The sequence below is a fragment of the Ruegeria sp. C8 genome (assembly GCF_056537565.1).
Map to the genome: position 1 here is coordinate 91,820 of NZ_JBQFRV010000005.1, position 25,693 is coordinate 117,512.

General features: G+C 59.3%; 17 protein-coding genes and 1 tRNA gene. 14 read left to right on the forward strand and 4 right to left on the reverse strand.

From position 1 onward, the window contains the following. Positions 1-823: 823 nt before the first annotated feature. Entirely contained in the window at positions 824-1,465 is a 642-nt protein-coding gene (locus ACR0KL_RS08740; RefSeq protein WP_480554817.1) for an NADPH-dependent F420 reductase, read from the reverse strand. Between the two features lie 172 nt (positions 1,466-1,637). Between ACR0KL_RS08740 and ACR0KL_RS08745 the strand changes: the two genes are divergently transcribed. From ACR0KL_RS08745 to ACR0KL_RS08760, 4 genes are all read left to right on the forward strand, one after another. Next, complete coding sequence (locus tag ACR0KL_RS08745) at positions 1,638-4,928, forward strand: adenylate/guanylate cyclase domain-containing protein (protein WP_170678149.1); 3,291 nt, start codon at positions 1,638-1,640, stop codon at positions 4,926-4,928. 102 nt (positions 4,929-5,030) lie between these two features. Beyond that, complete coding sequence (locus ACR0KL_RS08750; RefSeq protein WP_480776887.1) at positions 5,031-5,327, forward strand: hypothetical protein; 297 nt, start codon at positions 5,031-5,033, stop codon at positions 5,325-5,327. A 20-nt stretch (positions 5,328-5,347) separates the two neighbouring features. Then, positions 5,348-6,556 (forward strand): YcaO-like family protein, encoded by a 1,209-nt coding sequence (locus ACR0KL_RS08755; RefSeq protein ID WP_480554815.1) that lies wholly within the window; start codon positions 5,348-5,350, stop codon positions 6,554-6,556. After that, positions 6,553-7,665 carry a TfuA-like protein gene (locus tag ACR0KL_RS08760; RefSeq protein ID WP_170678145.1) on the forward strand — a complete coding sequence of 371 codons (1,113 nt, stop codon included), beginning with the start codon at positions 6,553-6,555 and terminating at the stop codon, positions 7,663-7,665. The genes ACR0KL_RS08755 and ACR0KL_RS08760 overlap by 4 nt, the downstream gene beginning before the upstream one ends. On the opposite strand, the gene rnr is transcribed toward ACR0KL_RS08760, so the two are convergent. Next, on the reverse strand, positions 7,662-9,920 hold the full coding sequence (gene rnr, locus ACR0KL_RS08765; RefSeq protein ID WP_480776888.1) for a ribonuclease R: 2,259 nt from the start codon (positions 9,918-9,920) through the stop codon (positions 7,662-7,664). The genes ACR0KL_RS08760 and rnr overlap by 4 nt on opposite strands. A gap of 62 nt (positions 9,921-9,982) precedes the next feature. Beyond that, on the reverse strand, positions 9,983-11,122 hold the full coding sequence (gene dapE, locus ACR0KL_RS08770) for a succinyl-diaminopimelate desuccinylase (protein WP_480776889.1): 1,140 nt from the start codon (positions 11,120-11,122) through the stop codon (positions 9,983-9,985). 208 nt (positions 11,123-11,330) lie between these two features. On the opposite strand from dapE, the gene ACR0KL_RS08775 reads away from it, so the two are divergent. Continuing rightward, complete coding sequence (locus tag ACR0KL_RS08775) at positions 11,331-12,389, forward strand: transporter substrate-binding domain-containing protein (RefSeq protein ID WP_480776890.1); 1,059 nt, start codon at positions 11,331-11,333, stop codon at positions 12,387-12,389. Positions 12,390-12,469: 80 nt separating this feature from the next. Here ACR0KL_RS08775 and ACR0KL_RS08780 read toward each other — a convergent pair. Next, positions 12,470-12,554 (reverse strand) — tRNA-Leu (locus ACR0KL_RS08780). Between the two features lie 416 nt (positions 12,555-12,970). Here ACR0KL_RS08780 and ACR0KL_RS08785 point away from each other — a divergent pair. From ACR0KL_RS08785 to ACR0KL_RS08825, 9 genes are all read left to right on the forward strand, one after another. Next, the gene (locus tag ACR0KL_RS08785; protein ID WP_170459901.1) at positions 12,971-13,393 is read left to right on the forward strand and encodes a hypothetical protein; all 423 of its coding nucleotides are present in this window, start codon (positions 12,971-12,973) and stop codon (positions 13,391-13,393) included. A 2-nt stretch (positions 13,394-13,395) separates the two neighbouring features. Continuing rightward, positions 13,396-15,408 (forward strand): dynamin family protein, encoded by a 2,013-nt coding sequence (locus tag ACR0KL_RS08790; protein ID WP_170375735.1) that lies wholly within the window; start codon positions 13,396-13,398, stop codon positions 15,406-15,408. Between the two features lie 8 nt (positions 15,409-15,416). Next, on the forward strand, positions 15,417-17,147 hold the full coding sequence (locus tag ACR0KL_RS08795) for a dynamin family protein (RefSeq protein ID WP_480776891.1): 1,731 nt from the start codon (positions 15,417-15,419) through the stop codon (positions 17,145-17,147). 37 nt (positions 17,148-17,184) lie between these two features. Continuing rightward, the gene (locus tag ACR0KL_RS08800; RefSeq protein WP_170678135.1) at positions 17,185-17,586 is read left to right on the forward strand and encodes a hypothetical protein; all 402 of its coding nucleotides are present in this window, start codon (positions 17,185-17,187) and stop codon (positions 17,584-17,586) included. 23 nt (positions 17,587-17,609) lie between these two features. Further along, on the forward strand, positions 17,610-18,440 hold the full coding sequence (locus ACR0KL_RS08805; protein ID WP_170678133.1) for a hypothetical protein: 831 nt from the start codon (positions 17,610-17,612) through the stop codon (positions 18,438-18,440). A 68-nt stretch (positions 18,441-18,508) separates the two neighbouring features. Beyond that, entirely contained in the window at positions 18,509-20,551 is a 2,043-nt protein-coding gene (locus ACR0KL_RS08810) for a dynamin family protein (RefSeq protein WP_480776892.1), read from the forward strand. Beyond that, on the forward strand, positions 20,548-21,831 hold the full coding sequence (locus ACR0KL_RS08815) for a dynamin family protein (protein WP_170678129.1): 1,284 nt from the start codon (positions 20,548-20,550) through the stop codon (positions 21,829-21,831). The genes ACR0KL_RS08810 and ACR0KL_RS08815 overlap by 4 nt, the downstream gene beginning before the upstream one ends. A gap of 340 nt (positions 21,832-22,171) precedes the next feature. Beyond that, the gene (locus ACR0KL_RS08820) at positions 22,172-24,406 is read left to right on the forward strand and encodes a serine/threonine-protein kinase (RefSeq protein WP_480776893.1); all 2,235 of its coding nucleotides are present in this window, start codon (positions 22,172-22,174) and stop codon (positions 24,404-24,406) included. Between the two features lie 203 nt (positions 24,407-24,609). Continuing rightward, positions 24,610-25,692, forward strand: coding sequence for an FHA domain-containing protein (locus ACR0KL_RS08825; RefSeq protein WP_170678125.1), 1,083 nt, complete (start codon positions 24,610-24,612; stop codon positions 25,690-25,692). The last annotated feature ends 1 nt before the right edge of the window (position 25,693 follow it).

The window sequence follows — 25,693 nt, forward strand, 5'->3', positions numbered from 1 at the left end:
CCGGCATAACGTTCCTTTTTTTGATGAAATTGGCGACGAGTTGCAGATCTACGTGACGGAGAACCGAATTGAATTTCGGCAGCGAGCCCAAAGCAGATAACTTGAACGTCAGGGTCTTTGAAGATTTGCACTCGATTTTGCGACTTGCGATTTCGATGTGCCCTGCTAGCAATAAACTATGAAAAAGTGGATAATCTCAAATATTAGTTTTAGTTGCAGTATCGTCATTTATGGCGGGTCAGAAGTTTCACCAGTTTATGTACGATGATATTTGTTTGGACAAGGGTGGTGGGCGAAACCCGGGCGACTTTCCGATCTGCGTAGTTGAATAGCTCAACGACAGCTAAGTCCGCATAGCTGACAACTGTCCAAAAGGCTCCACTCTTTCTATTGAGACGGAACGGCTTGCCGTTTGGGCCAATATTGCGCGATGGACTGTTCTGATATGTCCCAGAAATCTCGCATCGAAGAGTGCGGCTGAAAAGCTGGTCAGAGGTGTCAAACGAAAGACACCCAAGCAGTACTTAGCTGAGGAGGAAATCAGGACTATATTTCGACCGACCTCGGTGGACAGACAAGTACTGCCACCCTGTGCTGCTGCTAAGTCGCAGAAAGCCTGTATTCCTTCTGATCGAAAGAGTTTTGCGAAGCTGGGAAGAACCGTATGGCGGGTGACACGGTCAATGAGGCTATCACGTCGGAAGTCAACGAGCGGCTATCCGAAGTTCCGACCCAGATGCGCGGCGTATGCCGCTTTTGCAATGGGCCTTTGAAGCAGGCAGAGCGTCCGAGCCTGCCTGCTTCTCTGCGTATTCAAGCGCGACTATGCGTCGGAGCGCAGGATGACGGGCGTGATCCGCGTGCCTTCGCCCTGAACATAGGCCATCTGAATGATCAACTCGGCCAGAGGTTCCAGATACCGTGCGCTCAGCATGGCCCCGCTATCGACCGGGTCATAATTGATGGCACGCACCAACTCGGCCACCGTTTCTTTTGCCCCAGCATCGTCCCCGGCAAGGAACACCTGAGGGCGGATGCCGCCATAGGTTGGATCCGAGTCAACGACATCAGCAAAGATCGCGTTGAAGGCCTTGACGACCGGAACGCCCGGCAGCTTCGCCTGGCAGACCTCGCCTGCGGACGTGGAATGCCCCAGGGTCAAAGCCATGTAGTCATCGGTCAGGGGGTTGGTGCAGTCGACCACCAACTTGCCTTCCAGTGACCCCAGAGCGTCCAATGTATCGTCCAGCGCCGTGAATGGGACGGCGATGAACACAACCTCGGCGTGTTGAACCAGATCGGCTGCAAGGCCACCTTTTATACCATGTCGGTCCGCGGCCTCGGCCCCCCGTCCGGCATCTCGCGAGCCTATATGAACCACATGATCCGTTGCAGAAAACCGGCGCGCAAGCGCGTTGGCGACATTGCCAGTTCCGACGATAAGCAAATTTCTTGAGTTGGGCACGACGACGTTCTTCCCCTTGATAATGTTGCGATTCCGAGGATAGTGGAATCGGTATCATGATGATAATTGTTTTTTGCGCTCTCTTTCAGATTGCAGCGCTTCAGGCGGGCGATTGGTGTGTTTCAGCCGCGCTGTAAGTGCCCGTTGGCAGGGTGAATGGTGAAATAACACGATGGCAATTGATCTCGACGATTGGCTGCGCGCGCTTGGAATGGAGCGCTACATCTCAGCGTTTCATGACCATGATGTGGATGGCAGCCTGTTGCCGACGATCACTGCAGAAGATCTCAGGGATATGGGGGTCGCGTCGGTTGGCCATCGCCGTCAGTTGCTGAACGCAATTGCTTTGCTCCGCAGTGGTCAGGCATCGGACCTGACAAACGGTCCATTTGCGGAAAAGGCGGATCGCAGTCACTCGGTCGCGCCGCAACAGCGGCGGCAGCTTTCAGTGGTGTTCACGGATCTTGTCGGCTCGACCCAACTGTCCGAACAATTGGATGCAGAAGAGCTTTCGACCCTGTTGACCAGCTACAAAAGCGCCGTGACCGAGATTGTCGAGGAATATGGCGGCTTTGTCGCGCAATATCTTGGTGATGGCGTTCTGGCCTATTTCGGCTGGCCGCAGGCCTATGATCATGACGCCGAACGGGCGATCCGATCGGGGCTGAGCATCGCCGATTCGATGCATTTTCTGGGGCGGCCGCATGGGGTCAAGCTGAATTGCCGCATTGGCATCGCAACGGGCAATGTCGTTGTCGGGGACCTGATCCGCAACTCGTATATCGAAGAGGATCAGGCCGTCGGGCGCGCGCCCAACCTGGCTGCCCGTATCCAGTTGATGGCAAAACCGGGCACCTTGGCGATTTCGGATGAAACCAAAAAGATCGTCGAAGGCAAATTCGATCTAACCGATCTGGGAAATCACAAATTGAAAGGCTTCCGGGGCGAGGTGCGTATCTGGCGCGTCGAAGGCGCAACGGACGGCCCCTCCCCCGATTTCAAGCGTCGGTCCAAAGAGAAGCTACCGATCATCAACCGCAAGGTTGAGCTGGGCCAGTTGGATAGCGCGTGGGAGCAGGTCGAGCAGGGCGTTCCGCGCTCGATGCTCATTTCCGGTGAGCCGGGGATCGGCAAGTCCCGACTGGTGGAAGAGTTCGTATCGCATGTGCTTGAGGCAGAGGGCGACGTTCTGCGCTTTCAATGCTCGCCCTTTCACACCAATGACGCCTTGTATCCGGTGCTGAACCAAATCTGGTCTATGGTTTTGGGCGGGGGGCAGCTTTCGGCCGGGGACACGGCCCAGCGGCTGGAACAGATTTTTTCGGCTACAACTCTGGATCCGAGCAAGACAGCCTCATTGGCGGATGCCTTGATGCAGTTTCGCGAACACGGGCGCGACACCACGCTGCCTCTTGATGCGCTGGGCCGGAAAGAGATGACGTTTCAGGCGCTGATTGCTCTGTTCGAATGGTATGTGCGCGACAAGAAAGTGCTGGTTGTCTTCGAGGACCTTCACTGGATCGACCCGACCACCAAAGAGCTATTGGGACGGCTGCTCGAGACGTTCAAAGATGAGCAGGTCATGGTACTGCTTACCTGCAGGCCCGCGTTTCAAACCGCGTGGGAGGTCAATTCCCGCGTCGAACTGACCCGGCTGTCCAACGAGGAAATCGGCGAGATTGCCGCACATGTCTACGATCTGAAACCAGTTCCGATGCCAGTGCTGGAATTGATCGCAGATCGGTCCGACGGGGTGCCGCTTTTTGCCGAAGAGCTTTCCAAGTCGTTCATTGAAACCGGGGTCTTTGACCGAACCGATGGGGGCGGCACCTCGATTGATGAGACGGCGGTACCGACCACGCTGAACGAGTTGTTGGTCGCCCGCCTTGATCGTCACCCCGAATCCCGCCGGATACTGCAGACGGCTGCGGCCATTGGTCGGGATTTTTCCTTCGACGTTCTGTCTGCCGTGATTGATGAATCCGATCATGCGCTGTCGGCTCATTTAAACACGTTGGTATCGGCGCAGATTATTGTTCCCGCCCCGGCTGCGGCTCGCAGATACTCATTCCGCCACGCCCTGATGCGCGATGCAGCGTATGAGACCATGCTGCGATCCGTGCGTGCAATGGTGCATGCGCGTATTGCGGCTGTACTTGGTGCGCGGTTTCGCAAAATCACGCCCGCTCATGTTCTCGGCAGCCATTGGGGGTTGTCCGGCAACCATGCGGAAGCGACTCGGTGCTTCCAACAAGCTGCGGAGCAGGCAAGTTCGCGCTATGCAAATACAGAGGCCACGGCCTATTTTAAATCCGCGTTGAACCATCTGGAACAGGTCACCCTTTCAGACGGGTTACACCCCGGCACCCTGCCGGAACGTGCCGATCTGCTGGAACAGCTTGGCACCGTCTTGACCTTGGTTCACGACCTTGACGGCGCGGTTGCGGCTTATCGTGAGGCCGTAGTGTTGGTTCAAGACAACCCGCGGAAAACTGCTCGGTTGCACCGTCTGACCGGCAATGCGTTGCAACAGGATCGCGCGGGATCACTGGCCGAACTTGCCGCCGCCGAGGCTGCGCTGGATCAAACCGCGTGGCGGGACGACGCCGAGCTGCTGCGAGAGTGGATCGACATCCAGCTTAATACGCTCAATGTTCACTACTGGAGCGGGGATGGCGAGGCGATGTCTCAACTGGCGGCCGGGCTTGCGCAGGATGTGGGCAGCATGACCGCAGAACAACGCGCCGAGTATTTCGATCAACTGGTGCTGCGTGACCTCAGAATGTCGCGCTATGATCCGACTGAAGACACGATTGGAACCGCATCGAACTATGTGTCTGCGGCTGAGGAAACCGGCAATCTCGCCATAGTTGCCTCGGCCCTGTTTATCCTTGGGTTCGTCAATCTGCACAGCATCCGCCTGCCTCAGGCACAGGAGGCGATGAGCGCAGGTTTGGAGGCCGCGCGCAAATCCGGTCACCGGAAGATCGAGGTGCGCTGCATGACCTATCTGTCGCTCGTCTACCGGCGCATGCACAACCCATCCGAGGCCACGCGCCTGTCTCATGAAAGCATTGCGCTGGCGCGGGAACTACAGATGCACGAATATATTGCATTGGCGACCGCCAACCTGTCGTGGGAGGCATGGCAGCGCAGCGCAGACAGTACCGCGTGCAAGCTGGCCCGCGACGCGATGGTTCAATTCGAGAAGACCTCGATCGCTTATCCGTTTGAATGGTCCGCGCTGTTGCCTTTGATTGCATCCAGCCAGACGCAGAAAGACCTGTCAGAAGTACCCAACCTGTGCGCCCGCCTTCTGGACAGCAGCCAGCAAAACCTGCCCGAGACGCTGCGCAATGTCGTGGCAGATATCGCCACCCTGACAGGCTCGGATGACATGCCCCTGATCAAACAGCGCATCGCTGCGTTGATCGACGCTGCACGCTATTCTGGGTTCCTCTAACACGGCCCATTGGCCCAAGACTGCCCCAGCCCGAGGGAAAGCTTGCGGCAACGGGTTCGATTTGCTGTAGTGAACGTGCCTGTATTGAGTGGAGGAGACATAATGTCCGAAAGCGATATTGAGAATTTTAGACACGACCTGATTATTGCAAGCGATGATGGCACAGTGCTGCATATCCCGCGTGAGGTCTGGGACAACAAAGCCTATCAGGTTGATCCCGAGAAGTACCAGAACGACAAGGGCTGGGCCTTGGTGCGAGAGCTTCTGGAATGTGGTGTGAGCCTTGCCACCATCCCGCCCAAAGACTTCCTGCCGCCTGACAAGTTCGAACCCGAAGGGACCTGCTATCTGGTCAATATCGACGGGCTGAAACAGAGGCACAAATTCACACGCAGCTAGGATCAGCCCCTCTGACAGACATGGGGCAGGAGGGGGAAGACCAGCACCGAGCGCCTGCCCACGCGGTTCCGTCCGTACAGGTTCTGGACCGTGTCTTGCCCCATATGAAACGCCTTGGCGTCACCCGGCTGGCTGAACTGACCGGCCTGGATTGCATCGGCATTCCCGTCTACGCCGCGCATCGCCCGAATGCGCGGTCTCTGGCCGTGACGCAAGGCAAAGGCGCGACCGTCGCGGATGCAAAGGTTTCGGCCTTGATGGAGGCGGTCGAGCTCAGCTGCGCTGAAACTCCGGTTTTGCCCCTGCGTCTGGCATGCGCCGATGACTTGGCGAAGTCGGAAAAAGTGATTGATCTTGAGCGTCTGCCCAGGATCTCAGATCACCCCATTTCGCGCGGCAAACCCGTGCTTTGGGCCGAGGGAAAGGCGCTCTCAGATGATCATTCGGTCTGGGTCCCCTTTGAACTAGTCCACATGGATTACACGCTACCCCTGCAGCCCGGATTGGGGTGTTGTCTGATGTCGTCGACCGGCCTCGCCTCGGGCAGCAGCGTTGATGAGGCTACCTGTCAGGCTCTGGCCGAAACGCTGGAGCGTGATGCGGTGACTTTGTGGAAGCTCAACCCAAGCAACATGGCGTCCTGCCGGGTCGATCTGCACTCCGTCACAGACCCGACTTGCAAAGCGCTTCTTGACAGGTTTGACGCCGCAGGCGTGGCTTGCGCGATCTGGGACGTGACCTCGGACCTTGGAATTCCCGCATTCTTTGCAACAATCATCGACCGTCAGGATGACACGAGACGTGGCTTGCAGGCGGCCTCGGGGGCAGGGTGCCACCCTGCGCGGGGCATCGCCTTGTCTCGTGCCCTGACCGAAGCGGCGCAAAGTCGGCTGACCCTCATCTCAGGCGCGCGGGATGATCGCACGCGCGACTATTATGAAGCACGGCGTAATGCAGAAACGCTCTGGTCGCAGCGCGCCGAGATCGTTGAGGCGGACACGCCACACCGGTTCGATCGAGTGCCGTTTCATCAGGTCCGCTCCCCTCGTGATAGCCTTGACTGCATGCTGGCCGCGCTAGAACGGGCCGGGCTTGAGGTGCCGGTTGCAGTTGATCTTTCGGTTCCCGACCTGCCCGCAACGGTCATGCGGGTCATTGCGCCGGGGCTTGAAGGTACATCCTACGCGCCCGGATACCGCCCCGGAGCGCGCGCGCGGAAGGTGTCATGAGCCAAGGTGACATCGTCCTCTTTGCCGGTCCTTCCCTGCCGCGCCGGTGTGACGTGGAAGACCGGTTGCCGATCCGGCGTCTTGGGCCTGCGGCGCAGGGCGATCTGCTGAAGGCAGCGCTTGCTCGCCCGCGTGCCATCATCCTGCTGGATGGCTATTTCGAGGCCTTGCCTGCCGTCTACCACAAGGAAATCCTGTGGGCCTTGTCCGAAGGCATCCCCGTCTATGGTGCCGCCTCGATCGGTGCTCTGCGCGCGTGTGAGCTTGGCAGTTTTGGCATGGTCGGGGTCGGTGAGATCTTTGACGCGTTCGCCCAATTCCGGCTTGAAGCTGATGATGAGGTCGCCCTGATCCATGCGCCTGAAGAGGTCGGTTTTGCCAACCTTTCCGAGCCACTGGTGAACATCCGCTGGACACTGGATGCCGCTGTCGCCGCGCAGGTTGTTGAGCGGCAGTTGGCGGATGCCCTTGTCGCAGCCGCCCGTCGCAGGTTTTATCCCGATCGCAGCTTTGACAGCCTCTTGGAAGACTGTGCAGCTTTGGACCCGGTCGCCGCAGACCGCCTTGAGGCATGGCTTCCCGAGGGTCGAATTGATCAGAAAAACCGCGATGCACAGGCCTGTTTGAAGCGTGTGGAGAACGACTGGCGGAACGATACGCTTCCCGCCGCGCCAGCGTTCGAGTTCCGGCATACGGATGCGTTCGAAACCCTTCTGACAGGCGTGCTGTCTCATAACCCGCTGAATGATCCTGAGGTCCTTGCGCGATGCATGACCGCCTCCGGTGATCGGTTCGACGCGCTGCGCCTTGCCGCAGAGATCGACGCGCTGGCTCTTGCGCTGGACCAGCACTCCGGGCAACCCGTTCCGGGCGAAGACCTTGTGCTTGCAGTATCAGAGTTTCGGCAGCGGCACGGCCTGCTTGATCAGCAGGCGCTGCAGCACTGGCTGAGTCGAAACGGCGTGGATATCGACGCCCTGTCCCGCAAGTTGGAGGAAAGCGCGCGGATCGCCCGTGCGCGGCAACAGATTGAGCCCCACCTGAACGACCGTATGCGAGACTTGCTCGTCTTTGCACAGGGGTCGTCACAACCTGCGGACAAAGGCTAGCGCTGACGCCGTTTTCGTTCGACCTTACGCTTGATCTTGTCCTTCTTGCGCTTGGTGCTGACCGACTTGCGTCTGGTTGCGCGTCCCTTCGGCCCGCGTCCTCGGGGCAGGGCCTGATCGTCAATGGAGAGTAACTCCAATTCCAAGCCGCCCGTGACCGGTGTCGCCTCGGTCAATCGCACAGTGACACGTTGGCCTATTGCTATGATCAGACCGGTATCCGAGCCCATGAGGGTTCCCGCTTCGCGGTCGAAATGGAAGAACTCACGCCCCAGCGATCGGACAGGCACCAGCCCGTCCGCGCCGGTTTCGTCCATCTTCACGAAGGCCCCGAAGCGCGCGATTCCGCTGATCCGGCCCTTGAACTCATTGCCCACACGTTCGCTGAGATAGGCCGCCAAATAGCGGTCAGTCGTGTCGCGTTCAGCCATCATCGAGCGTCGCTCAGTGTCCGAGATATGGGTCGCGGTTTCGTCAAGCCGGGCGATTTCATCCTCGGTCAGACCGTCATCACCCCAGCCATGGCCCGAGATCAGCGCGCGGTGGACGATCAGGTCAGCATAGCGACGAATGGGCGAGGTGAAATGTGCATAGTTCCGTAATGCCAACCCGAAATGACCGAAGTTTTCGGGATTGTAATAGGCCTGCGCCATCGACCGCAGGGTCGTCAGGTTGATCAGTTCCGCATCCTCGGTACCCGCAGCCGCATTCAGCAGGGCGTTCAGGTGACGGGTTTGCAGAACCTGACCCTTGGCAAGGTTCAGGCCAGCGGCTTGGGCCGTTTCGCGCAAGCTTTCCAGCTTTTCAGGCGCGGGTTCTTCGTGGACGCGGAACAACAGTGGCCGACGTTTCGCAATCAGCGCTTCAGCTGCGGCGACGTTGGCAAGGATCATGAACTCTTCGATCAGCTTATGCGCGTCCAAACGGTCGCGGAAGGCGACGCTGGTGACCTCGCCCGTATCGGACAGAACAATCTTGCGTTCCGGTAGGTCCAGCTCCAGCGGTTGCCGCGCCGCGCGCGCGGTTTTAAGCGCGGTATAGGCGGCGTAGAGCGGCTTCAGAACCGTCTCCAACAACGGTCCCGTGCGGTCATTGGGGGAGCCGTCGATGGCCTCCTGCACCTCAGCATAGTGCAGCGACGCGGCCGAGCGCATCAGGCCGCGCACGAAGCGGTGGCCGATCTTGTTGCCCTCGGCGTCGATCTGCATCCGCACAGCTATACAGGCCCGCGGGACGCCTTCGTGCAGAGAACACAGATCACCGGACAGGCGATCCGGCAGCATCGGCACGACGCGATCCGGGAAATAGCTGGAGTTGCCGCGTTTGCGTGCCTCGCGATCCAACGCGGTGCCGGGCTGTACATAGGCCGCAACGTCGGCAATCGCGACCCAGATCACATGACCGCCGGGATTCTTGGGGTCGTCATCGGCATGGGCATAGCAGGCGTCATCATGGTCGCGCGCATCCGAGGGGTCGATGGTCAGCAGCGGCATGTCCCGCAGGTCTTCGCGGCCCTTCAGGCCAACGGGCTTGGCCTTGTCGGCCTCGGCGATGACCTTGTCGGGAAAATCGTCGGGGATGCCATGTTGATGGATCGCGATCAGCGATACAGCCTTGGGTGCGGACGGGTCGCCCAAACGTTCGACAATGCGGGCGCGGGGCAGGCCCATGCGGGATTTGGGTCCGGCCTGTTCGGCCTCGACCAGCTCACCATCTTTGGCCCCATGCACCGCACCTTCAGGCACTTGCCATTCGGTCTGGCTGGCCTTGTCGATGGGCACGATCCGCCCGCCCTCGGCCCCTTTTCGGAACAGGCCCACAATTTTGCGCGGATTGGTCCCAATACGGCGGATCAGGCGGGCTTCGTAATTGTGGTCTTCTTCCTGCACCACGGTCAGACGGGCCAGAATCCGGTCGCCTTCGCCCAAAGCGGGATCGCTGGCGCGGGTGATCAGCAGCACGACCGGCTCAACCCCTTCGCCATGCCACTCCAGAGGCCGCGCGAACAGGTCGCCATCCTCATTTGGGGCCTTCACCTGCAGCACGCTGACCGGAGGCAGACGGTCCGGGTCGCGATAGCTGCGCTTGCGCTTTTCCAGATGCCCTTCGGCCTCAAGCTCTTTGAGGATGCGTTTCAGATCAATCCGATCCGCGCCCTTGATGCCAAAGGCCTTGGCGATATCGCGTTTCGAGGTCAGGGTGGGGTTCGCCGAGATCCAATCCAGGACCTCTTGCTTGGTGGGGATGCGAGTCATGGGTTTGGCCTAGCACGGTGGTGAGACGGCGTCATGACTAAAATCGCAGCCCCCTGACCCAGTCAGGCGAAGTAGTCTTTCAGGATGCGGGTATAGATCGCCTTGAGCTGCTCGATCTGAGCTACCTCGACGCATTCGTCCACCTGATGCATGGTCCGCCCGACCAGCCCGAACTCGACCACCGGGCAGTGGTTCTTGACAAACCGCGCGTCGGACGTGCCGCCCGTTGTCGACAGCTCGGGCGTGATGCCAGTCTCGGCTTTGACGGCTTTTGACACCAGATCGGAAAGCGTGCCCGGAGGGGTCAGAAAGCTTTCGCCCGAGATCTTGATCCGTGTCTCAATCTCAACGCCGAAATCCTGCGCCACCTGATCGGCCTGCTGCAGCAACCAATCGCTAAGGGCAGCCCCGGAATGCAGGTCGTTAAAGCGGATATTCACCGCCCCGCTGCATTGCGCCGGGATCACGTTGGTCGCGGCATTGCCAGTGTCGATTGTCACTACGGCCAGCGTAGAGGCATCGAAGTGATCGCTTCCCTGATCCAACTCGTGACTGGCGAGCCGATCCATTAACCGCGCCATCGCCGGTAGAGGGTTCTTTGCCCGATGGGGATAGGCCGAATGCCCCTGCACCCCGGTCGCTGTAAACCAAGCGGTCATTGAGCCGCGACGACCGATCTTGATCATCTCGCCCATATGGTTGGGACAGGTTGGCTCTCCCACCAGACAGGCCGACATCTGCTCATCCGCTTGACCCATATAGTCCAGTAAGGCCGTCGTACCGTACAGCGCGTCGGCTTCCTCATCCCCGGTGATGGTCAGGATGATGGCCCCGTCAGGAGGGGTATCGCGGACGAAATCAACAGCTGCGGCGGCAAAGGCCGCGACCCCGGATTTCATATCGGTTGTGCCGCGTCCGAACATGACGCCGTCATGCACCTCGGCCCCGAAGGGGGGCTTGGTCCATGCGGCCTCATCGCCCACCGGAACAACGTCGGTGTGGCCGTTGAAGCCAAAACTGCGCGGATGTCCCTTGGCCCCCCAACGGGCGAACAGATTGCAGATGCCACCGCGATCCACCCGCGTGCAGTCAAACCCCGCGTCTGACAGCAGATTTTCCAGCAAGACCAAAGCCCCCCCTTCAACGGGTGTGACCGATGGGCAACGGATCAAATCCGCTGTCAATTGAACTGCGTCCGTCATTTCGGGCCTCGGGGTTGGGTTTTCGTTCAGGTTACCGCACAGATTCAACGAATTGGCCGGATTGCCAACCCCATTCCGCCAGATTCCCCCGGTAATTCCCACAATGTGTCGAGTTGAGACGCCAATAAAACATGGTGCTTTACCCCGCGGTGACCTTGCTGTTTTGACCTCAATCGCGCTACAGGGCGGCGAAACAGGTAATTTGACCATGAAACGCGCCTTTTACGCATTGATCAGCCTGACTTTCGCCGTTCTCGCACAGCAAAGCCTGGCCCAATCCTTGAACGTCACCACGGTGACCCGCCCGCCGTTTTCCTATGTCGAGGACGGTGCCGAGGCTGGTTTTTCCATGGACCTGCTGGCAGCCCTCGCCGAGTCGCTGGAGTGGGAGTACTCCGTCACCCGGGTCGAGGCTTTCGGTGACATGCTGGGGGCCGTGCAGGATGGAGCGGCGGATCTTGCGATTGCAAATATCTCTATCACTGCGCTTCGCGAGACGCAGATGGATTTCAGCCAGCCGATCTTCGAGGCCGGGTTGCAGATCATGGTGCCCTCGGATTCGGCGCGCAAGCCGTCACTGCTGCAGGCGCTGCTGTCGGCCGAGCTGTTCTTTGCCATCGGCCTGGCCTTTGCCATCCTTCTTGGGGGCGGCATGCTGATGTGGGGTTTCGAACGTCGCGCGCAGCCCTATTTCGACCGCAAATTGAACGAGGCGTGGTTCCCATCCTTCTGGTGGGCACTGAACTTGGTCGTCAATGGCGGCTTTGAAGAGAGGATGCCCCGCACGCCCTTTGGCCGGATTTTGGGGGTCATACTGGTAGTGTCGTCCCTGTTCATCGTCTCGGTCTTCACCGCCCGGATCACCAGTGTGATGACGGTGGATGCGATCACCGGAAATGTGAACTCGGTCAATGACCTTTACGGCAAAAATGTCGGCACGATCGAGGGATCGACGGCTGCCAGTTTCCTCAACCGGCGCGAGATCGAATACGTCGCCTACCCCGGGCTTGATGAAATGTTGGAGGCTTTCAAGGCCGAAGACTTGAATGCCGTCGTATTCGACGCTCCGGTCCTGTCCTATTTCGCCGCCCATGAAGGTCGCCGGATCGCCACGATGACCGGTGGGATTTTCCTGCGCGAAAACTACGGCATAGCCTTCCCGACGGGATCACCTTTGGTGGAAGACGTCAATCAGGCGCTTCTGGCTTTGCGCGAAGATGGCACCTATGACGAGATTTACCGTAAATGGTTCGGGTCGCGAAACTAAGAGGCTGGCCTCTGGATTCACAGGGACAGCCAACTGAGCGGACCAGCTAAAACAGTACAATTATCGCCTATGGATATCAGTGGTGCGGGTGGAGGGACTTGAACCCCCACGCCTTGCGGCGCCAGAACCTAAATCTGGTGCGTCTACCAATTTCGCCACACCCGCAACCGGACGCTTGTGCGTCGGACTGGAGCGCTGGATAGCAAAGCTTTCCCGCCAACGCGAGGGGTAAAATCCACCCAATGACAAGTTTTTGCACTTGAACAAAACGCCATTGCGATTCGCTGGTATTTGCCAAGCGCTGCGGTATAGTCCGCCAACGTTGCCAATTTGCAGACTATGCGGTTTGTCGCGAGATAGGTGTTTTTGAAGAAGAACCCCGTACACGTAGGGGTTGAGGCATTCTTATGAATCGCGCGCCTTAATGGCGCCACATTTGAAACGCCAAAATATCTTATTCGCGTCAAAATAACACCGCCTTGAACGGGCTTCTTGGTCGCGTAGGAGTTAATGAGTCTTTTCTGCCACTTAGGCGCCCTTACGAGTTTTTTTGCTCAACTCCAGTCTCGAGGTTCTTTGCTGTGACCGATCCGAACAACTCCGCTGCCCACGAGCAGGATGCCGTCATCTTTGCACGTGAGAGTTTTCTGGGTGAACTCAAAACCCTGAACCGTGACTACCCCAATACCGGCTTTGGAATTTCACTGCGCACCCATTCGGGTCAGCACTATCTTCTGGCAAACGCGCGGATGCCGCTGCCTGCCAGCAAATCTGATGGCTTTCCGACCGGGCGTCGCGTTGCCTGCCTTGAAAACGGCGACCGCTTCAGCTCGATCGAGGTTCTGGCAGATTCCGAAGGCTACGAAACCATTACACCACGGGCCGAGGCCGAGATTCTGGGCAACGCCCTGAACCTGATTGCCCGTATCGACACCCTGACCGGGATCCCGGCTCAAGGCGCGGACCACGCGCACCGGATCGCGGCAACAGGAACCGGAGGCTGAACATGGCGCGCAATGACCACCTTTTGTCTGTGGGCAACGAAGCTCTGATGCCGATGACGTCGGCGATGACGTCGTTGACATCGCAGATCGACCAACTGACAGAGGTGGCGGATGCGCGCTCCTCGGCGCGACTGGCGACGCTCAAGACGCGGATGGAGAACTTCACCGCCAGCGTGACGATGGTGGGGCAGGTCAAGGCCGGCAAGTCCTCGATTGTGAACATTCTGGCTGGCCGTCCTGCGTTGCTGCCTTCGGATGTGAACCCATGGACCTCGGTGGTTACGACGCTGAACATCAATACGCGCCCGCCGGGCGACACCAAGTCCAAGTTCACCTTCTTCGAGCAGGAAGAATGGGACAACCTGATGGTGGGCGGCGGTCGTCTGGGCGAGCTGGCCAACCGCGCCGGTGCGGATGACGAAATGGACGATATCCGCCGCCAGATCGGTGAGATGAAGGCCAAATCGGAAGAACGTCTTGGAAAGCATTTCGATCTCATTCTGGGTCAAAGTCACCAGTACGACTATTTCGACGAAGAGCTGATCCAGCGCTACGTCTGCCTGGGCGATGAGGACGATCCGGATATCGATCCCAAAACCGGACGGTTCGCCGATGTAACCAAATCGGCCGAGCTTTACATGGACATCCCGCAATACCCGATTGCGCTGAAGCTCTGCGATACGCCCGGTGTGAACGATACATTCATGGTGCGCGAGCAGATCACGCTGCGTAGCCTGCGTGGGTCCGAGGTTTGTGTTGTTGTGCTGGCCGCAAGTCAGGCGCTGACCACGATGGATATGGCGCTGATGCGGATCATCGCTCAGTTCGAAAACCGTCAGATTGTCCTGTTTGTGAACCGCATCGACGAGCTGGCTGATCCGGTGAATCAGGTGCCCGAGATCCGCGACCGGATTCAGGACACGCTGAAACAGAACAACATCGACGCCAATACAAGTGTCGTCTTCGGCAGCGCCCTATGGGCCGAGGCGGCCTTGACCGGCAACCCGGATATTCTGACCGAGGAATCGCGCGAGACCCTGAACACCTTCTACCTAGCTGCAGGGTTCGGGGATCAGGCGCCGTCACTGGATAAGATCTGGGCGCTTTCGGGCTTGCCCGATCTGCTGTTGGCAATGAACGAGCGTATCGCCGAGGGGGCAGGGGCCAGGTTGCTGGACCGCGTGCGTCACCGGGCGCGCAACATTGCAAGCCAGATTCGCGCCACCGCGGTTGCGAAAACGCTGTCTGGGGGTGAGGGCGTCGTTCGCGATCTTGACGGTGCGTCGCCCGAGGATGCGATTGCCGCCGTGTCCGCCGAGTATGACAAAAAGGCCGCTGACCTGACCGCCAAGCTGCGCGACAAGGTGCTGGAGCGCTTGAACTCGGCCGAGACGAGTTTTGTCAAACGGGCCACCGACTCTCTGATTTCGCATCTGGAACAGAATGGTGAACAGGGGACGTGGCAGTATGATCCTGCGGGTCTGCGGACGCTGCAGAAAGCGGCCTATTTCAGCTTTGCACGTTCGATGCGCAAGGAAGCTGGGGCTCTCTATTCGGCTGCGGCGGCGGATGTCGAGGCGCTGTATCAGAAACTGCTTGGCAATCATCTGGGTGAGTTCAACATCGAAGCCCCGATCGTGCCCCGTGTACCGCCCCCGCTGGGGATCGGTCGCACCATCGCGCTGGACCTGCAAAGCACGTGGTGGCGGCGCTGGTGGCAGCGGCGCAAAGGGTTCGAAGCTTATGCATCCGACTATACCCGTCTGATCGCGTCCGAGGCGAACTCGATCACCAAGGATATCGAAGAAAATCAGGTCGCCGCTGTGCTTGAAAACGTGCGGGCCGTCCTGACCGACTTCCTGCGCGAGCAGAAGGAAACCCTGCTGAATATCTCGGCCACGGCCGAGAAGGATGCAGGGCAGAATCCGGCGCTGATGGCGGGTCTGCAATTGCAGAAATCCCGTGATGAGATTCTGGGCAGCATCCTCAAAGATCTAAGCAACGAAGCGGCGTAAGTAGAAAAATGGCAAAAGACATCCAAAACCGTTTCATCACCCCCAAGGCATGGGAGCGTATCGAGCAGTGGTCGCGCCGTAAGCCGGTTTTCGCCCTTATGGGCGAGTTCAGCGCCGGTAAATCGACGCTTATGAATTTTCTGCTGCGCAAGCAGGCCTTGCCGACGCAAGTCACAGCAACCCAGCTGCCGCCGGTTTGGTTCAGCTATGGCAACCGCTCAGCTTACGTCAAACGCCATGATGGCAGCACCGAAGATATCTCGCTGGATCAGCTTGAGAGTGTGGGTGTCAATGACGCGCAGTTCATCCGAATTTTCCTTGAGGCTGATATTCTTGAGGCGGTGGATCTGATCGACACGCCTGGTATCTCGGACCCCAAAATCTCGACCGATGTTTGGCAGCGCGCTGTCGGGCAGGCTAATGGCGTTCTGTGGTGTACACATGCGACACAGGCCTGGCGGGAAACTGAACGTGCGACATGGGTCTCTCTGCCCGAACGGTTGCAGCACAATTCGATCCTGCTGATTACGCGCGCCGACGCGCTGGGCCAGAAGGACCGCCAAAAAGTTCTGCGGCGGGTCAACCGCGAGGCCGGGCATCTGTTTAACCGTTCGATCCTGTTTTCCGCCCGCGACGCGATTACCGCGCGTGACAAGACCGGCGACCCCGAGATGTGGGCGCGCAGCGGTGGCGGCAAGATGATCGACTGCTTCCTTGGGATCACCGAGCAGATCATGGACACCCGCGCCGACCATCTGTCGCGGTACCAAATTGACAAGAGCCAGTCTGACGGCCCGCTGGTGCGCCCGACCCGGCCCAAGCGCAAGGATGAGACCGCTGAGGTCGCGCCGCTGCAGCTGGTGGATCCGGTTCCTTCGGAGACCCCGGAGGTGGCAGATCAGGACAGTGGCGTGGTCACCAATTTCCCAGTGCGCCCGTCCCGCGTCGAACGCCGCTCGGACGAGGTAGAGCGGGAGCGGATCAATGCGGACGAGGCCGAGCGCCTGCGCGCCGAAATGGTCCCGACGCCGGACCCTCAACCCGCCGAGACGGAAGAGGACCAGCTGCGCGCCCAGTTCAGAGAAGAGCCCAAAAACCCGCTGGACCTGTCCTCTTTCGCTGACACCGAGGCGGATCTGGACGTGTTCGAATTCTCAGGCGCAGAAGACGAAGATGAGAATGTCTTTGCCGAAGAGGAGGATACGCCTAGCTCGGCCAATGACGTGGTTGAGGCAGCGCCGGAGGCTGAGGAATCCGAAGACCTTCTGGTTTCGCTCAACAAGACCTTGTCCAACACACCCGAGGCTGCGCCGACAGAGATCGCCGAAGACCAGTCTGATGCGCCCGGGATCGAGGTTTCGGTCTCGTCGATCACGGCTTTGATGGCGGAACAGTCGGGCAGCGATGACGACGACTTTGAACCGGAGCCCGAAACTAACGGTCTGGTCGAAGTGCGTCTGATGCCGCAGCCCGAACCGGAAGAGGTTGAGGAAGATGCAAACGAGGGGCTGCTGGACATCCCCGCAGGCGAGCTTCCCAGCGCAGCCGCAATGTGGCGAGAGCTTGCCGCCGCTGGGGATCTGCCAACCGATGCCGAGGGGCTTACACGCGCGTTCTTGGCCTTCCTGGCCGAGTTCGACCAGATTGCCCACGAACACATCGAAACTCAGGCCAAAGAGGCGATCAGGTCCATTCCCAAAGCCGGGGAACACAGAGGGGCAGAATGGCATGTTCTATAGCCGACGCCGACAAGACACGAAGAAGGTCAGGGTTTAGATGTCTATTCAAGTTGCTCTGACCGCGGCGATGGAGACCATACCCGACTGCGTCGCAGCCGGGTATGTCGACATGGAGACGGGGATGTTGTTGGGCACCAGCGTCAAGGACCCTGATGCCTCAGACGTGCTGGACACGCTGGCTTTGGCCGCGGCAAACCTGTTTCAAGGGCGCGGGGTGGTGGCTTTTGAAACCATGCTGCGCGAGGCAGGCGGGGACGCTTCTGAAACACCGGGATTTGGGGAAATCGCGGTGTTTTCCGGCGACAGGTTGATCATTTTCCAGCGGACCCGGGAATATCCCGAACATGTGGTCTGCTACATCTGCAGCAACAGCGCGAATGTAGGGTTGGCGCTTACCAAATCACATCTCAGCTTAGGGCCGGTTGCGGCCGCAGTCTGAACGGGACCAGAGGGGGTCACGGTATGATGGATACGAACATACTCGACATGCTCGACAATATCGGGCGGTCCTCGGTTGCACGTTTGTCGCGCTCTGTCGCGGTCGAGGGCGAGACCTCGGTTGCGCGCCGAGCGGGTGTTCTGCGCGCAATTCGCGGTACCGTTCTGCCGCGCCGGTTGGAGTTCACCGCGGCCAACGGCGACGTGCTGGCGATCGAGGTTAGCAATGCTCGCGTGACCGATGTGTTCCGCGTGCGGTCGGGTATGGTGCCGGATTTTGAAACCGAACCACGCGAAGGGCTGATCGGCAAACTTGCGCAGCTGGTGTCGGACATCGCCGACGCGCCCGCGCCGCTGGAATTTGTCTCGCTAAAACCCGACGCCGAGCTTGAGGCCGATGACGTCGGTGTCACGCTTGGCGAAATCGAAACGGCCTGCGCCCGGATTGAACTCCCGGCGGAGCCGATTGTTTCGGTGGTACCGGATATTGAAGAGCCTGCGCTTCAGACAACGGATGCCACCTCTGCCGCGCGGGGGTTCTTTGACAGTGCCGAGCGTTTCGCGCAGGCGCGTGGCCTGATCGACGGAGGTGATCCTCAGTTCGAAGGAGACGCCGCACTGCGCCCGGATGCCGGTCTTCTGGCGCGTTTCATGGCGGATCTGACCGGATGGAACGATGATAACCAGTCCGAGCTGCAGCAACCTCAACTGATTGTCATGCGTCCTTCGGGGGGCAAGGGGGCCGCCGTGGCGGTGGTGCAGGATCAAGGTCAGACCGCTATTGCCGTCCATGACGCGCGCAAGCTGGGTGCCGTTGTTGGCCTGTGGACCAAACTTTCCGGGGGTGACTCATGAGCGCCACCCGATCCTTCAAATTTTCCATCAATTCAAACCAGTGTTTCTTGTTGCCAGGGTAAAAAGTTATGAGTGAAACCAGTCGCCGCGAGCTTATTCGCATTGCCGAAGACATGAACGAGACGAGTAACGACGAAACCCGTCAGTTCATCTCGCGCATTGTCGGAGACCTTTCGGGGTTGAAACCGTCGATCGCCTTTGTCGGGCAGATCAAGGCGGGAAAATCGCGTTTGATCAACGGCTTCACGGGGCAGGCCGAATACCTGCCCTCGGATGTGAACCCGTGGACGACGGTGATCACCGATATGCATTTCGGCCATCCTTCGGGCCGGACCGACGGGGCAGAGTTCCACTTCTTCGACAACCACCAGTGGCAGGCTCTGATCGCCGAGGGTGAAGAGCTGCGCAACATGTTCCCTGATGAAGAGGACAGCTATAAGCGCGAGATGATCGAAGAGCAGGTCGAGGCGATGAAAACCCGCGCCCGTCTGCGTCTTGGCGACAGTTACGAACAATTGTTGGGTCAGCACCACGATCTGGAAGACCTGAACTCGGACGATCTGGCCCGCTATGTCTGCGCGGGCGATGATCCGAGCGATAGCGAAACCCACGATCCCGGCTCGGATCGGGGGCTCTACAGCGATATCACCCGTAAGGCCGAGGTCTATTTTGACATCGGCCATTTCCCGTTTCCACTGACCGTTACCGACACGCCGGGCGTCAACGACCCGCTGCTGATCCGCGAGGAAATCTCGCGCCAGTACCTAAAGGAATCCGATTTCTTTGTGGTGGTTCTGTCTGCGCATCAGGCCTTGTCGCGGGCTGACCTGAAGCTGTTCCGCCTGATGCAGGCGCTGGAACTGGGTCAGATCGTCGTCTTCATCAACCGCGTGGATGAGCTGGGCGGCGGGGCCGAGGATGCAGGCAAGGTTCGCAGTGATGTTCTGGATGGTCTGGAGCAGGCGCTGGGGAATTCGGACATTGACGTGCTGATGGGCAGTGCCCAATGGGCGCATTATGCGCTGACCGGGGATGAGACCGGCGTCAATCACGATGACGTTCTGGCCTGGCTGCGTGCCCACCCCGAGCAGATGAAACAGTATCTGGACGGTGTGGAAGAGATCAAGCAAGGTCCCGGCCCAATCAGCCGCGAAGGCGTGCTGCGCTTTGCCGCCATGATCGCCTCGGGCCTGCCGGATCTGCGGCGGCATGTGACGCAGGCCTTGGCCGACGGCCCTCGCAGCGAACAGCTACGGATGGCGTGGCAACATCTGAACAGTTTCGCGCAAGGCGAATTGGAACGGTCGCAGGCCGAGCTGCGCGCGCTGGAGTCCGAGGATGGCTCGGCCACAGTCGATCTGGACGAAAACAACAAGACGCTTGGTGAACTCAGGGCGCTTGTCGCCGACAAAACCGAGGTGATGACGCGCGATATGGATGACGTGCTGGCCAATCTGCGTGGCGTCATGGATGACACGGTGGCCGAGGCGGTCTCGGCCGTGGTGCGTGGCCCGGATGGCAATTCGCCTCTGTTGGCCAAAGGCGCTGAGACCGAGCTGAACTTTACCCCTCTACGCGACCGGATGCGCGAGTTGATCCAGGGGGCCACGCAGGTCGTCCGCCAGCGCATGCTGAGCGAGCTTTACGCGATCGACATGCAGGCCAACGCGGCCCTGCGCGCCTTGCCCGGATGGCAGGACCCGGTCGACAACCGCATGAACACCAGCGCGGTGCGGTGGTTCCGTCCGGACACCACAGCTCTTACTCGCGGTATTACGGTGGAGTTGCGGGTGAACTGGCTGTCGCGCCTGATTTCGCGCAAAAGCGTCGTCACGCGCGCAGAGCGGATGATCGTGCAGGAATTCGAACTGATCGGGGATGATCTGATCGACACGGCTCGCGAAAACATGATGGAGCGGCTGAAAACGGTTCTGGACCACTATGTGGCGCTGTTGGGCGGCTATCTTGAACACCGGACCGGATCGGGTGAAACTAATGCTCAGGCCGAAGCGCAGGATGCGTTCGATCGGGCCCGTCGCATCGCCGATGAACTGGAAACGGTGTTCGGCCCGGTGCGCGCGGATGAAGGACAAGCAAAGGCAGCGGAATGATCGAATTTCCCGGAACCGAACAGGACGTCAGACAGCTTGAGCGCTTTCTGAACGCAACCGAATCCCTGCCAAAGGATTCGGCGCTGGAGGATATGCGCGCGAAGGCTTTGGCCCATGCCGAGCGTCTGTCCAATGCGGTCAATATCGGTTTTGCCGGGGAATTCGGGGCGGGCAAATCCAGCCTCGCCAATATGCTGGCCGGGGCGGACATCCTGCCTACCGGCCCACAGCATCTGAAGCTGCCGCTCGTGATCGTCGCCTACGCGGACGCACCGGAAACCACCGTCGGCTGGTGGGACAAGGAGCCCAAGACTTACTCGGGGATTGTGCTTGAGAAAGCGGCTGAGGATAAGCCGGACTTCATCTCCGTCGGGTTGAACACGCCCGCGCTGCGCGAGATATCTCTGTTCGATCTGCCCGGCTCGGGCGCGTTGGATGAGACTTACAAGCCAACGCTCGACCTGCTGCGTTTTGTGGACTGCGCCATCTGGTGTACCAACGGCACAAACGCCTGGCGCGAGACCGAACGTCATCTCTGGACACAGGTCCCGCAGGAATTGCGCGACAACAGTCTGCTGGCCGTTACCCATACCGATTTGCCTCACGTCCGTGATGCACTGGACCGTGTGCTTGCCCGGTTGAACAAGGAAAAAACAGGCCTTTTCAACGCCGTGGTTCCAATCGGTACACCTGTCGCCGTGAAAGCTATGGCGCAAGAGCCTGAACCAGATTTTGATCTGTGGGAAAACTGCGGCGGTCAGAATCTAGCCGAGAAGGTGCTCGAGGCGGCTTCCGCTCGTCGGATGCATGACCTGAACGCAGCCCGAAAAGACATCGCCGAGCTGTTCCAGCCATTTCTGGAAACTCTCGCTGGCCCCGAGTCAGAGCCGGAGACCGAGAGCCCTTCGGTTCAAGCTGCGCTCGGATCGGCCCTGCCACCGTTGAACAACCCGATCCTCGAAGACTGGCTGGCCGCGATTGCCAGCATCTATGAGGACCTGCGTGAATCCTCGGATATCGAACCGGCCGCGTTTCTGCAGAGCTGTCAGGAAATCGTCGAGGACTTTGCCGAACGTCTGGAACAGGGCGGTGAAATCGACCCCGATGCGGACTGGATTCCCGGTGAATTCGAAAAGGCCACCGACCTTCTGCTGCTGCTGCAATTCGAAAGCGGCGACGCGCCTTTGCGCGATGCCATCAGCATTCTGGCGCAGCTGAGCGACAACCTCGCCTGGGCTGGTAGCACTGTGGCGACCGAACAGTCCAAGACCGGAACCTGACGCTCTCCACCTGGAATTGAGCTGCACTGCGGCGATTCGAAGCCTGTCCAAAACGATTCCCTATTGTTTCGAATTCGTAGACCAACCGCGTGTTTTGGACGGTTCAGTTTTCGAATCATATATGTGAATTTACCACATATATGATTGCAATATGGGATCAACACTATATGTTGATTTAGGGGAAATACGATCCATAGTGAAGCCATGAGGCGGCCCCAATAAAGTCAAATTTGAAACGTCTAACCGGACTTAAGTGTCCTGCGGTTGTTTTTGGTTATGAGTTCGCGGGCTGATTGCCCAGTTTTCTGTGCCGCGATTTGAGAAATACGGGCGGATTGAAATGAGCCATAACCAGGCTGTCGGTGCATCGCACGACGAACCAAAAATTGAAGGTCTGCAACCCGGAGCCAAGCTCCTGCGGGGGCAGTATGAAATCCTGAGCTATCTCAGCAATGGCGGCTTTGGAATCACCTATCTGGCCCGTGACAGCCTGGAGCGGGACGTGGTGATCAAAGAATGTTTCCCCGGCGCGCTCTGCCGTCGCGATGGTGACCTAGTTGAAGCCGCTGATCCGTCCTACTCTGAAGATCTGCGCGCGATTGTGGACCTCTTCATCCAGGAAGCGCGCAACCACGCACGGCTGGTGCATCCCAACATCGTCGACGTGCATCAGGTGTTCGAGGACAACAACACCGCCTATATCGCCATGGACCTGATCCGCGGATGCGACCTGCTGGACTACATGGACAAGCCCGAGAACGAAAGCGGCCCTGACTTCATCGTGCAGGTGACCGAAAAGATGCTGTCTGCGGTCTCGTTCATCCACCAGAGTGGCATGCTGCATCGGGACATTTCCCCCGACAACATCCTGATCGACGAGAATGGCGATCCGGTTCTGATCGACTTTGGCGCTGCGCGCGAGCAGGCCGCGAACAAGTCGGCGGCGCTGTTGACGCTGCGAGTGATCAAGGATGGCTACTCGCCCCATGAATTCTATGTGCGCGGCGCTGAGCAAGGCCCCAGCAGCGACCTCTATGTGCTGGCTGCAACGCTGTATCACGCGATCAGCGGTGAGCGTCCGATCGATGGTCAAAGCCGCCTGAACGCGTTCAACAACGGACAAGAAGATCCCTATTCCCCGCTGACCGGTCGGTTCGAAGGCTATCCCGAAGGTTTCCTGGAAGCGATCGATAAGGCGATGGAAGTTCATGCCACCGACCGCCTGCAATCGGCGCTGGACTGGTTGCGCATGTTCCGCGGGCCGGGGGTGATGTTCGATACATTCGCCTATCGTCCGGTCTCGGTCATCGTCGGTATGGACCGTGAAGACAAAGAGGCCGAGAAAGCCCGGATCAAGGCTGAAAGCGAAAATGCCGAGGCGGTTGTGACCGCTTTGTTGGCGGGCAATTCCGATATTGTCATGGGCAATGAGGACAAGGCCGAAGAGGATTTGTCCAAGCTCTCGCTCCGCGAGGAACCGGCGGTGGCCGTTGATACCGTCGTCAAAAGCGGATCGAGCGGCAATGGCAAGCTGTTGGCAGGCGTGGCTGTTGTGGCCATCGCTCTGGCCGCAGGTGGGTATGTGATGATGTCCGGTGATGCGGACAAGGCCGAGACAGCGGCGGCGGTGGCCCCTGCTACGGAAGCGGCGGAACCCGCAACCGCAGCAGTGGAAACCGAAACAGCGGCGGTCGGACCGGCCCAAACAGAAGAGCCTTCACAGGAACTGGAACAAGTCAGCGCTGCAGTGCAGCCTGTCGAGCAGGAGCCGGTTGAAACTGCGGAGACGGTTGCCACAGAAGCAGCCCCCGCAGAAACGGTGACCGAAGAAGCAACGCTCGAAGAAACCGCTTCTGCGCCCGAAGAAACAGCAGTTGCGAACGAAGAAACCACAGTCGCACCCGAAGAAACAGCAGCCGTACTCGAAGTGACAGCACCTGAGGCCGAGGCCCCAGCAGCTCCGGTCAATCTGGCCGAGGCTCAGGTTGCGTTCTCGCATTGGGATGTTGAGGTTCCGTTTGATACGTCCCGCCGTCGCGCCTCGACCGGCAATATGTTCTCGATCACGGGTGTGGATGCCAATCAGGATATGTCGGTGATCGGCGACTGGGTTCAGCGCGGGGCCACCATCTTTACTTTGAATGGCAAGCCGGTACGCGACGATGCCTCCTTTGCGGCACAGGTGCTTGAGAACCTGCAGGTGGATCCCGACGGGTATCTGCGCGTGGCCGCGCGCTACCGTCCTCTGGGCGAGACGCGGGCGCAGAACGGATTGCTGGCGCTGCCTGCATTCCGCACGATCGGGTTGGAAAACGGCTACGGCTTTAGCGTCAACGGCAATGGGGCCGGTGGCTGGCAGACAGTTGTGACAGAGGTGCCCGAGGGTGCGTCGGGCAGCTTGCAAACTGGGGATGTGCTGGTCAGCGAGGCCGAAACAGGGCTTGCGTTCGAAGGACCGGAAAGCCTCGATGCGGTGTTGGCGCAACTGGTGTCGGGCGAACAGCCTCAGGCGGAGTTTGCGGTATTGCGCAATGGTGCAGATGCCAACGTAACCATGCCTCTTGCGCAGGAGTGATCAGACCGGTTCGAACGTAATCTGCCAGCGTGTGTTTGCTGAGGGTGGCCCTCGAAAGAAAGCCACCCTGACGGGATCCGGCCCGACGCAGAATGGTAAAAAGTTTCCTGGTTTCAAGATTGAAGACCGCAGCGCGGACAGTCGCGGTGCGGGTAGCGAAACGGCACAGAATTGCGTGCCAACAAGTTGAAGGTGTCGACACCATGTTCAAATACAAAAGCCCTCTCAGCCGGCTTCTAGAAGGTGCCGGCAAAGCCAAAGAAGAAGAAACGACCGAGGCAGCAACCCCGGCTGAGGAAAAGCCCGAACCGATTGCGGATTTCAACGCGCTGCGCGCGGCGCTGGGCGGTGGCAATCTGGCCTCTGAGGCGTATGAAGAGAATTATGACGAAGAGGATGAGCTGACCGCCGAAGGTGAGATGCCCGAGTTTTCGGATGCCGAAGACGTGGCCGAGGACATCGAGGAAGAGACTTCGATCTTCGCAGAAGAGGCTCCGGTGACCGAAGAGGTGGCCGAGGAAGTGGCGTTTGATGAGGCGGATGCCGATGAGCAGATCGTAACCTTGCATCTGTCCGAAGACGAGCGGGTCGAAGTGCCGGTTCAGGATGACGTCGACGTGGCTGAGCCCGAAGTGATCGAACCGGTCGCGGTCGAGCCTACTCCGGAAGCAACCTCGGCTCCGGTCGAGCCTGAGATCGAAGTTCAGGAACCGGTGGCGGAAGCCGCCGAACCGCAGCCTGAACCGCAGCCCGAACCCGAGGTGCAGGCCACAGCGGTTGAGCCGACACCGACACCAGCGCCGACTCCGGCCCCAGCCCCAGCCGAGGACCGCCGTTCGCGTGTTAAGACCACTTTCCTGGGTTTCGAACGCGCAGATACCCACGTTCAGGACCTGATCGAAACCGCCGAGCCGGTGGCTAAGACCGAAGCCGCGCAAGAGACCTTCCCGGTGGGTTGGCTGGTTGTCACCCAAGGCCCCGGCCGTGGGTCGAGCATCACCCTCACGGAAGGTCTGATGCAGATCGGTCGCAATGATGATCAGGCCATCCAGCTGGATTTCGGCGACACCGGCATCTCGCGCAGCAACCATGCCGTGATTGCCTATGACCCTGAAGATCGCAAATGCTATCTGGGTCATGGCGGCAAGGCCAATCTGGTGCGCCTGAATGGCAAGCCGGTCCTCAGCACCGTGGCGCTGTCCAATGGCGACCTGATCCGCATCAGCGAAACCTCGATCCGTTTCATGGCCTTCTGTGACGAAGGTTTTGATTGGCGGGATTCCTGAT

Excerpts from the sequence above, each read along its gene's own strand:
- ACR0KL_RS08820 (WP_480776893.1), top strand. The coding sequence starts at position 22,172 with ATGAGCCATAACCAGGCTGTCGGTGCATCGCACGACGAACCAAAAATT.
- dapE (WP_480776889.1), bottom strand. The coding sequence starts at position 11,122 with ATGACGGACGCAGTTCAATTGACAGCGGATTTGATCCGTTGCCCATCG.
- ACR0KL_RS08760 (WP_170678145.1), top strand. The coding sequence starts at position 6,553 with ATGAGCCAAGGTGACATCGTCCTCTTTGCCGGTCCTTCCCTGCCGCGC.
- ACR0KL_RS08775 (WP_480776890.1), top strand. The coding sequence starts at position 11,331 with ATGAAACGCGCCTTTTACGCATTGATCAGCCTGACTTTCGCCGTTCTC.
- ACR0KL_RS08810 (WP_480776892.1), top strand. The coding sequence starts at position 18,509 with ATGAGTGAAACCAGTCGCCGCGAGCTTATTCGCATTGCCGAAGACATG.
- ACR0KL_RS08825 (WP_170678125.1), top strand. The coding sequence starts at position 24,610 with ATGTTCAAATACAAAAGCCCTCTCAGCCGGCTTCTAGAAGGTGCCGGC.
- ACR0KL_RS08795 (WP_480776891.1), top strand. The coding sequence starts at position 15,417 with ATGGCAAAAGACATCCAAAACCGTTTCATCACCCCCAAGGCATGGGAG.
- ACR0KL_RS08805 (WP_170678133.1), top strand. The coding sequence starts at position 17,610 with ATGATGGATACGAACATACTCGACATGCTCGACAATATCGGGCGGTCC.
- rnr (WP_480776888.1), bottom strand. The coding sequence starts at position 9,920 with ATGACTCGCATCCCCACCAAGCAAGAGGTCCTGGATTGGATCTCGGCG.
- ACR0KL_RS08750 (WP_480776887.1), top strand. The coding sequence starts at position 5,031 with ATGTCCGAAAGCGATATTGAGAATTTTAGACACGACCTGATTATTGCA.
- ACR0KL_RS08815 (WP_170678129.1), top strand. The coding sequence starts at position 20,548 with ATGATCGAATTTCCCGGAACCGAACAGGACGTCAGACAGCTTGAGCGC.
- ACR0KL_RS08790 (WP_170375735.1), top strand. The coding sequence starts at position 13,396 with ATGGCGCGCAATGACCACCTTTTGTCTGTGGGCAACGAAGCTCTGATG.
- ACR0KL_RS08745 (WP_170678149.1), top strand. The coding sequence starts at position 1,638 with ATGGCAATTGATCTCGACGATTGGCTGCGCGCGCTTGGAATGGAGCGC.
- ACR0KL_RS08800 (WP_170678135.1), top strand. The coding sequence starts at position 17,185 with ATGTCTATTCAAGTTGCTCTGACCGCGGCGATGGAGACCATACCCGAC.
- ACR0KL_RS08755 (WP_480554815.1), top strand. The coding sequence starts at position 5,348 with ATGGGGCAGGAGGGGGAAGACCAGCACCGAGCGCCTGCCCACGCGGTT.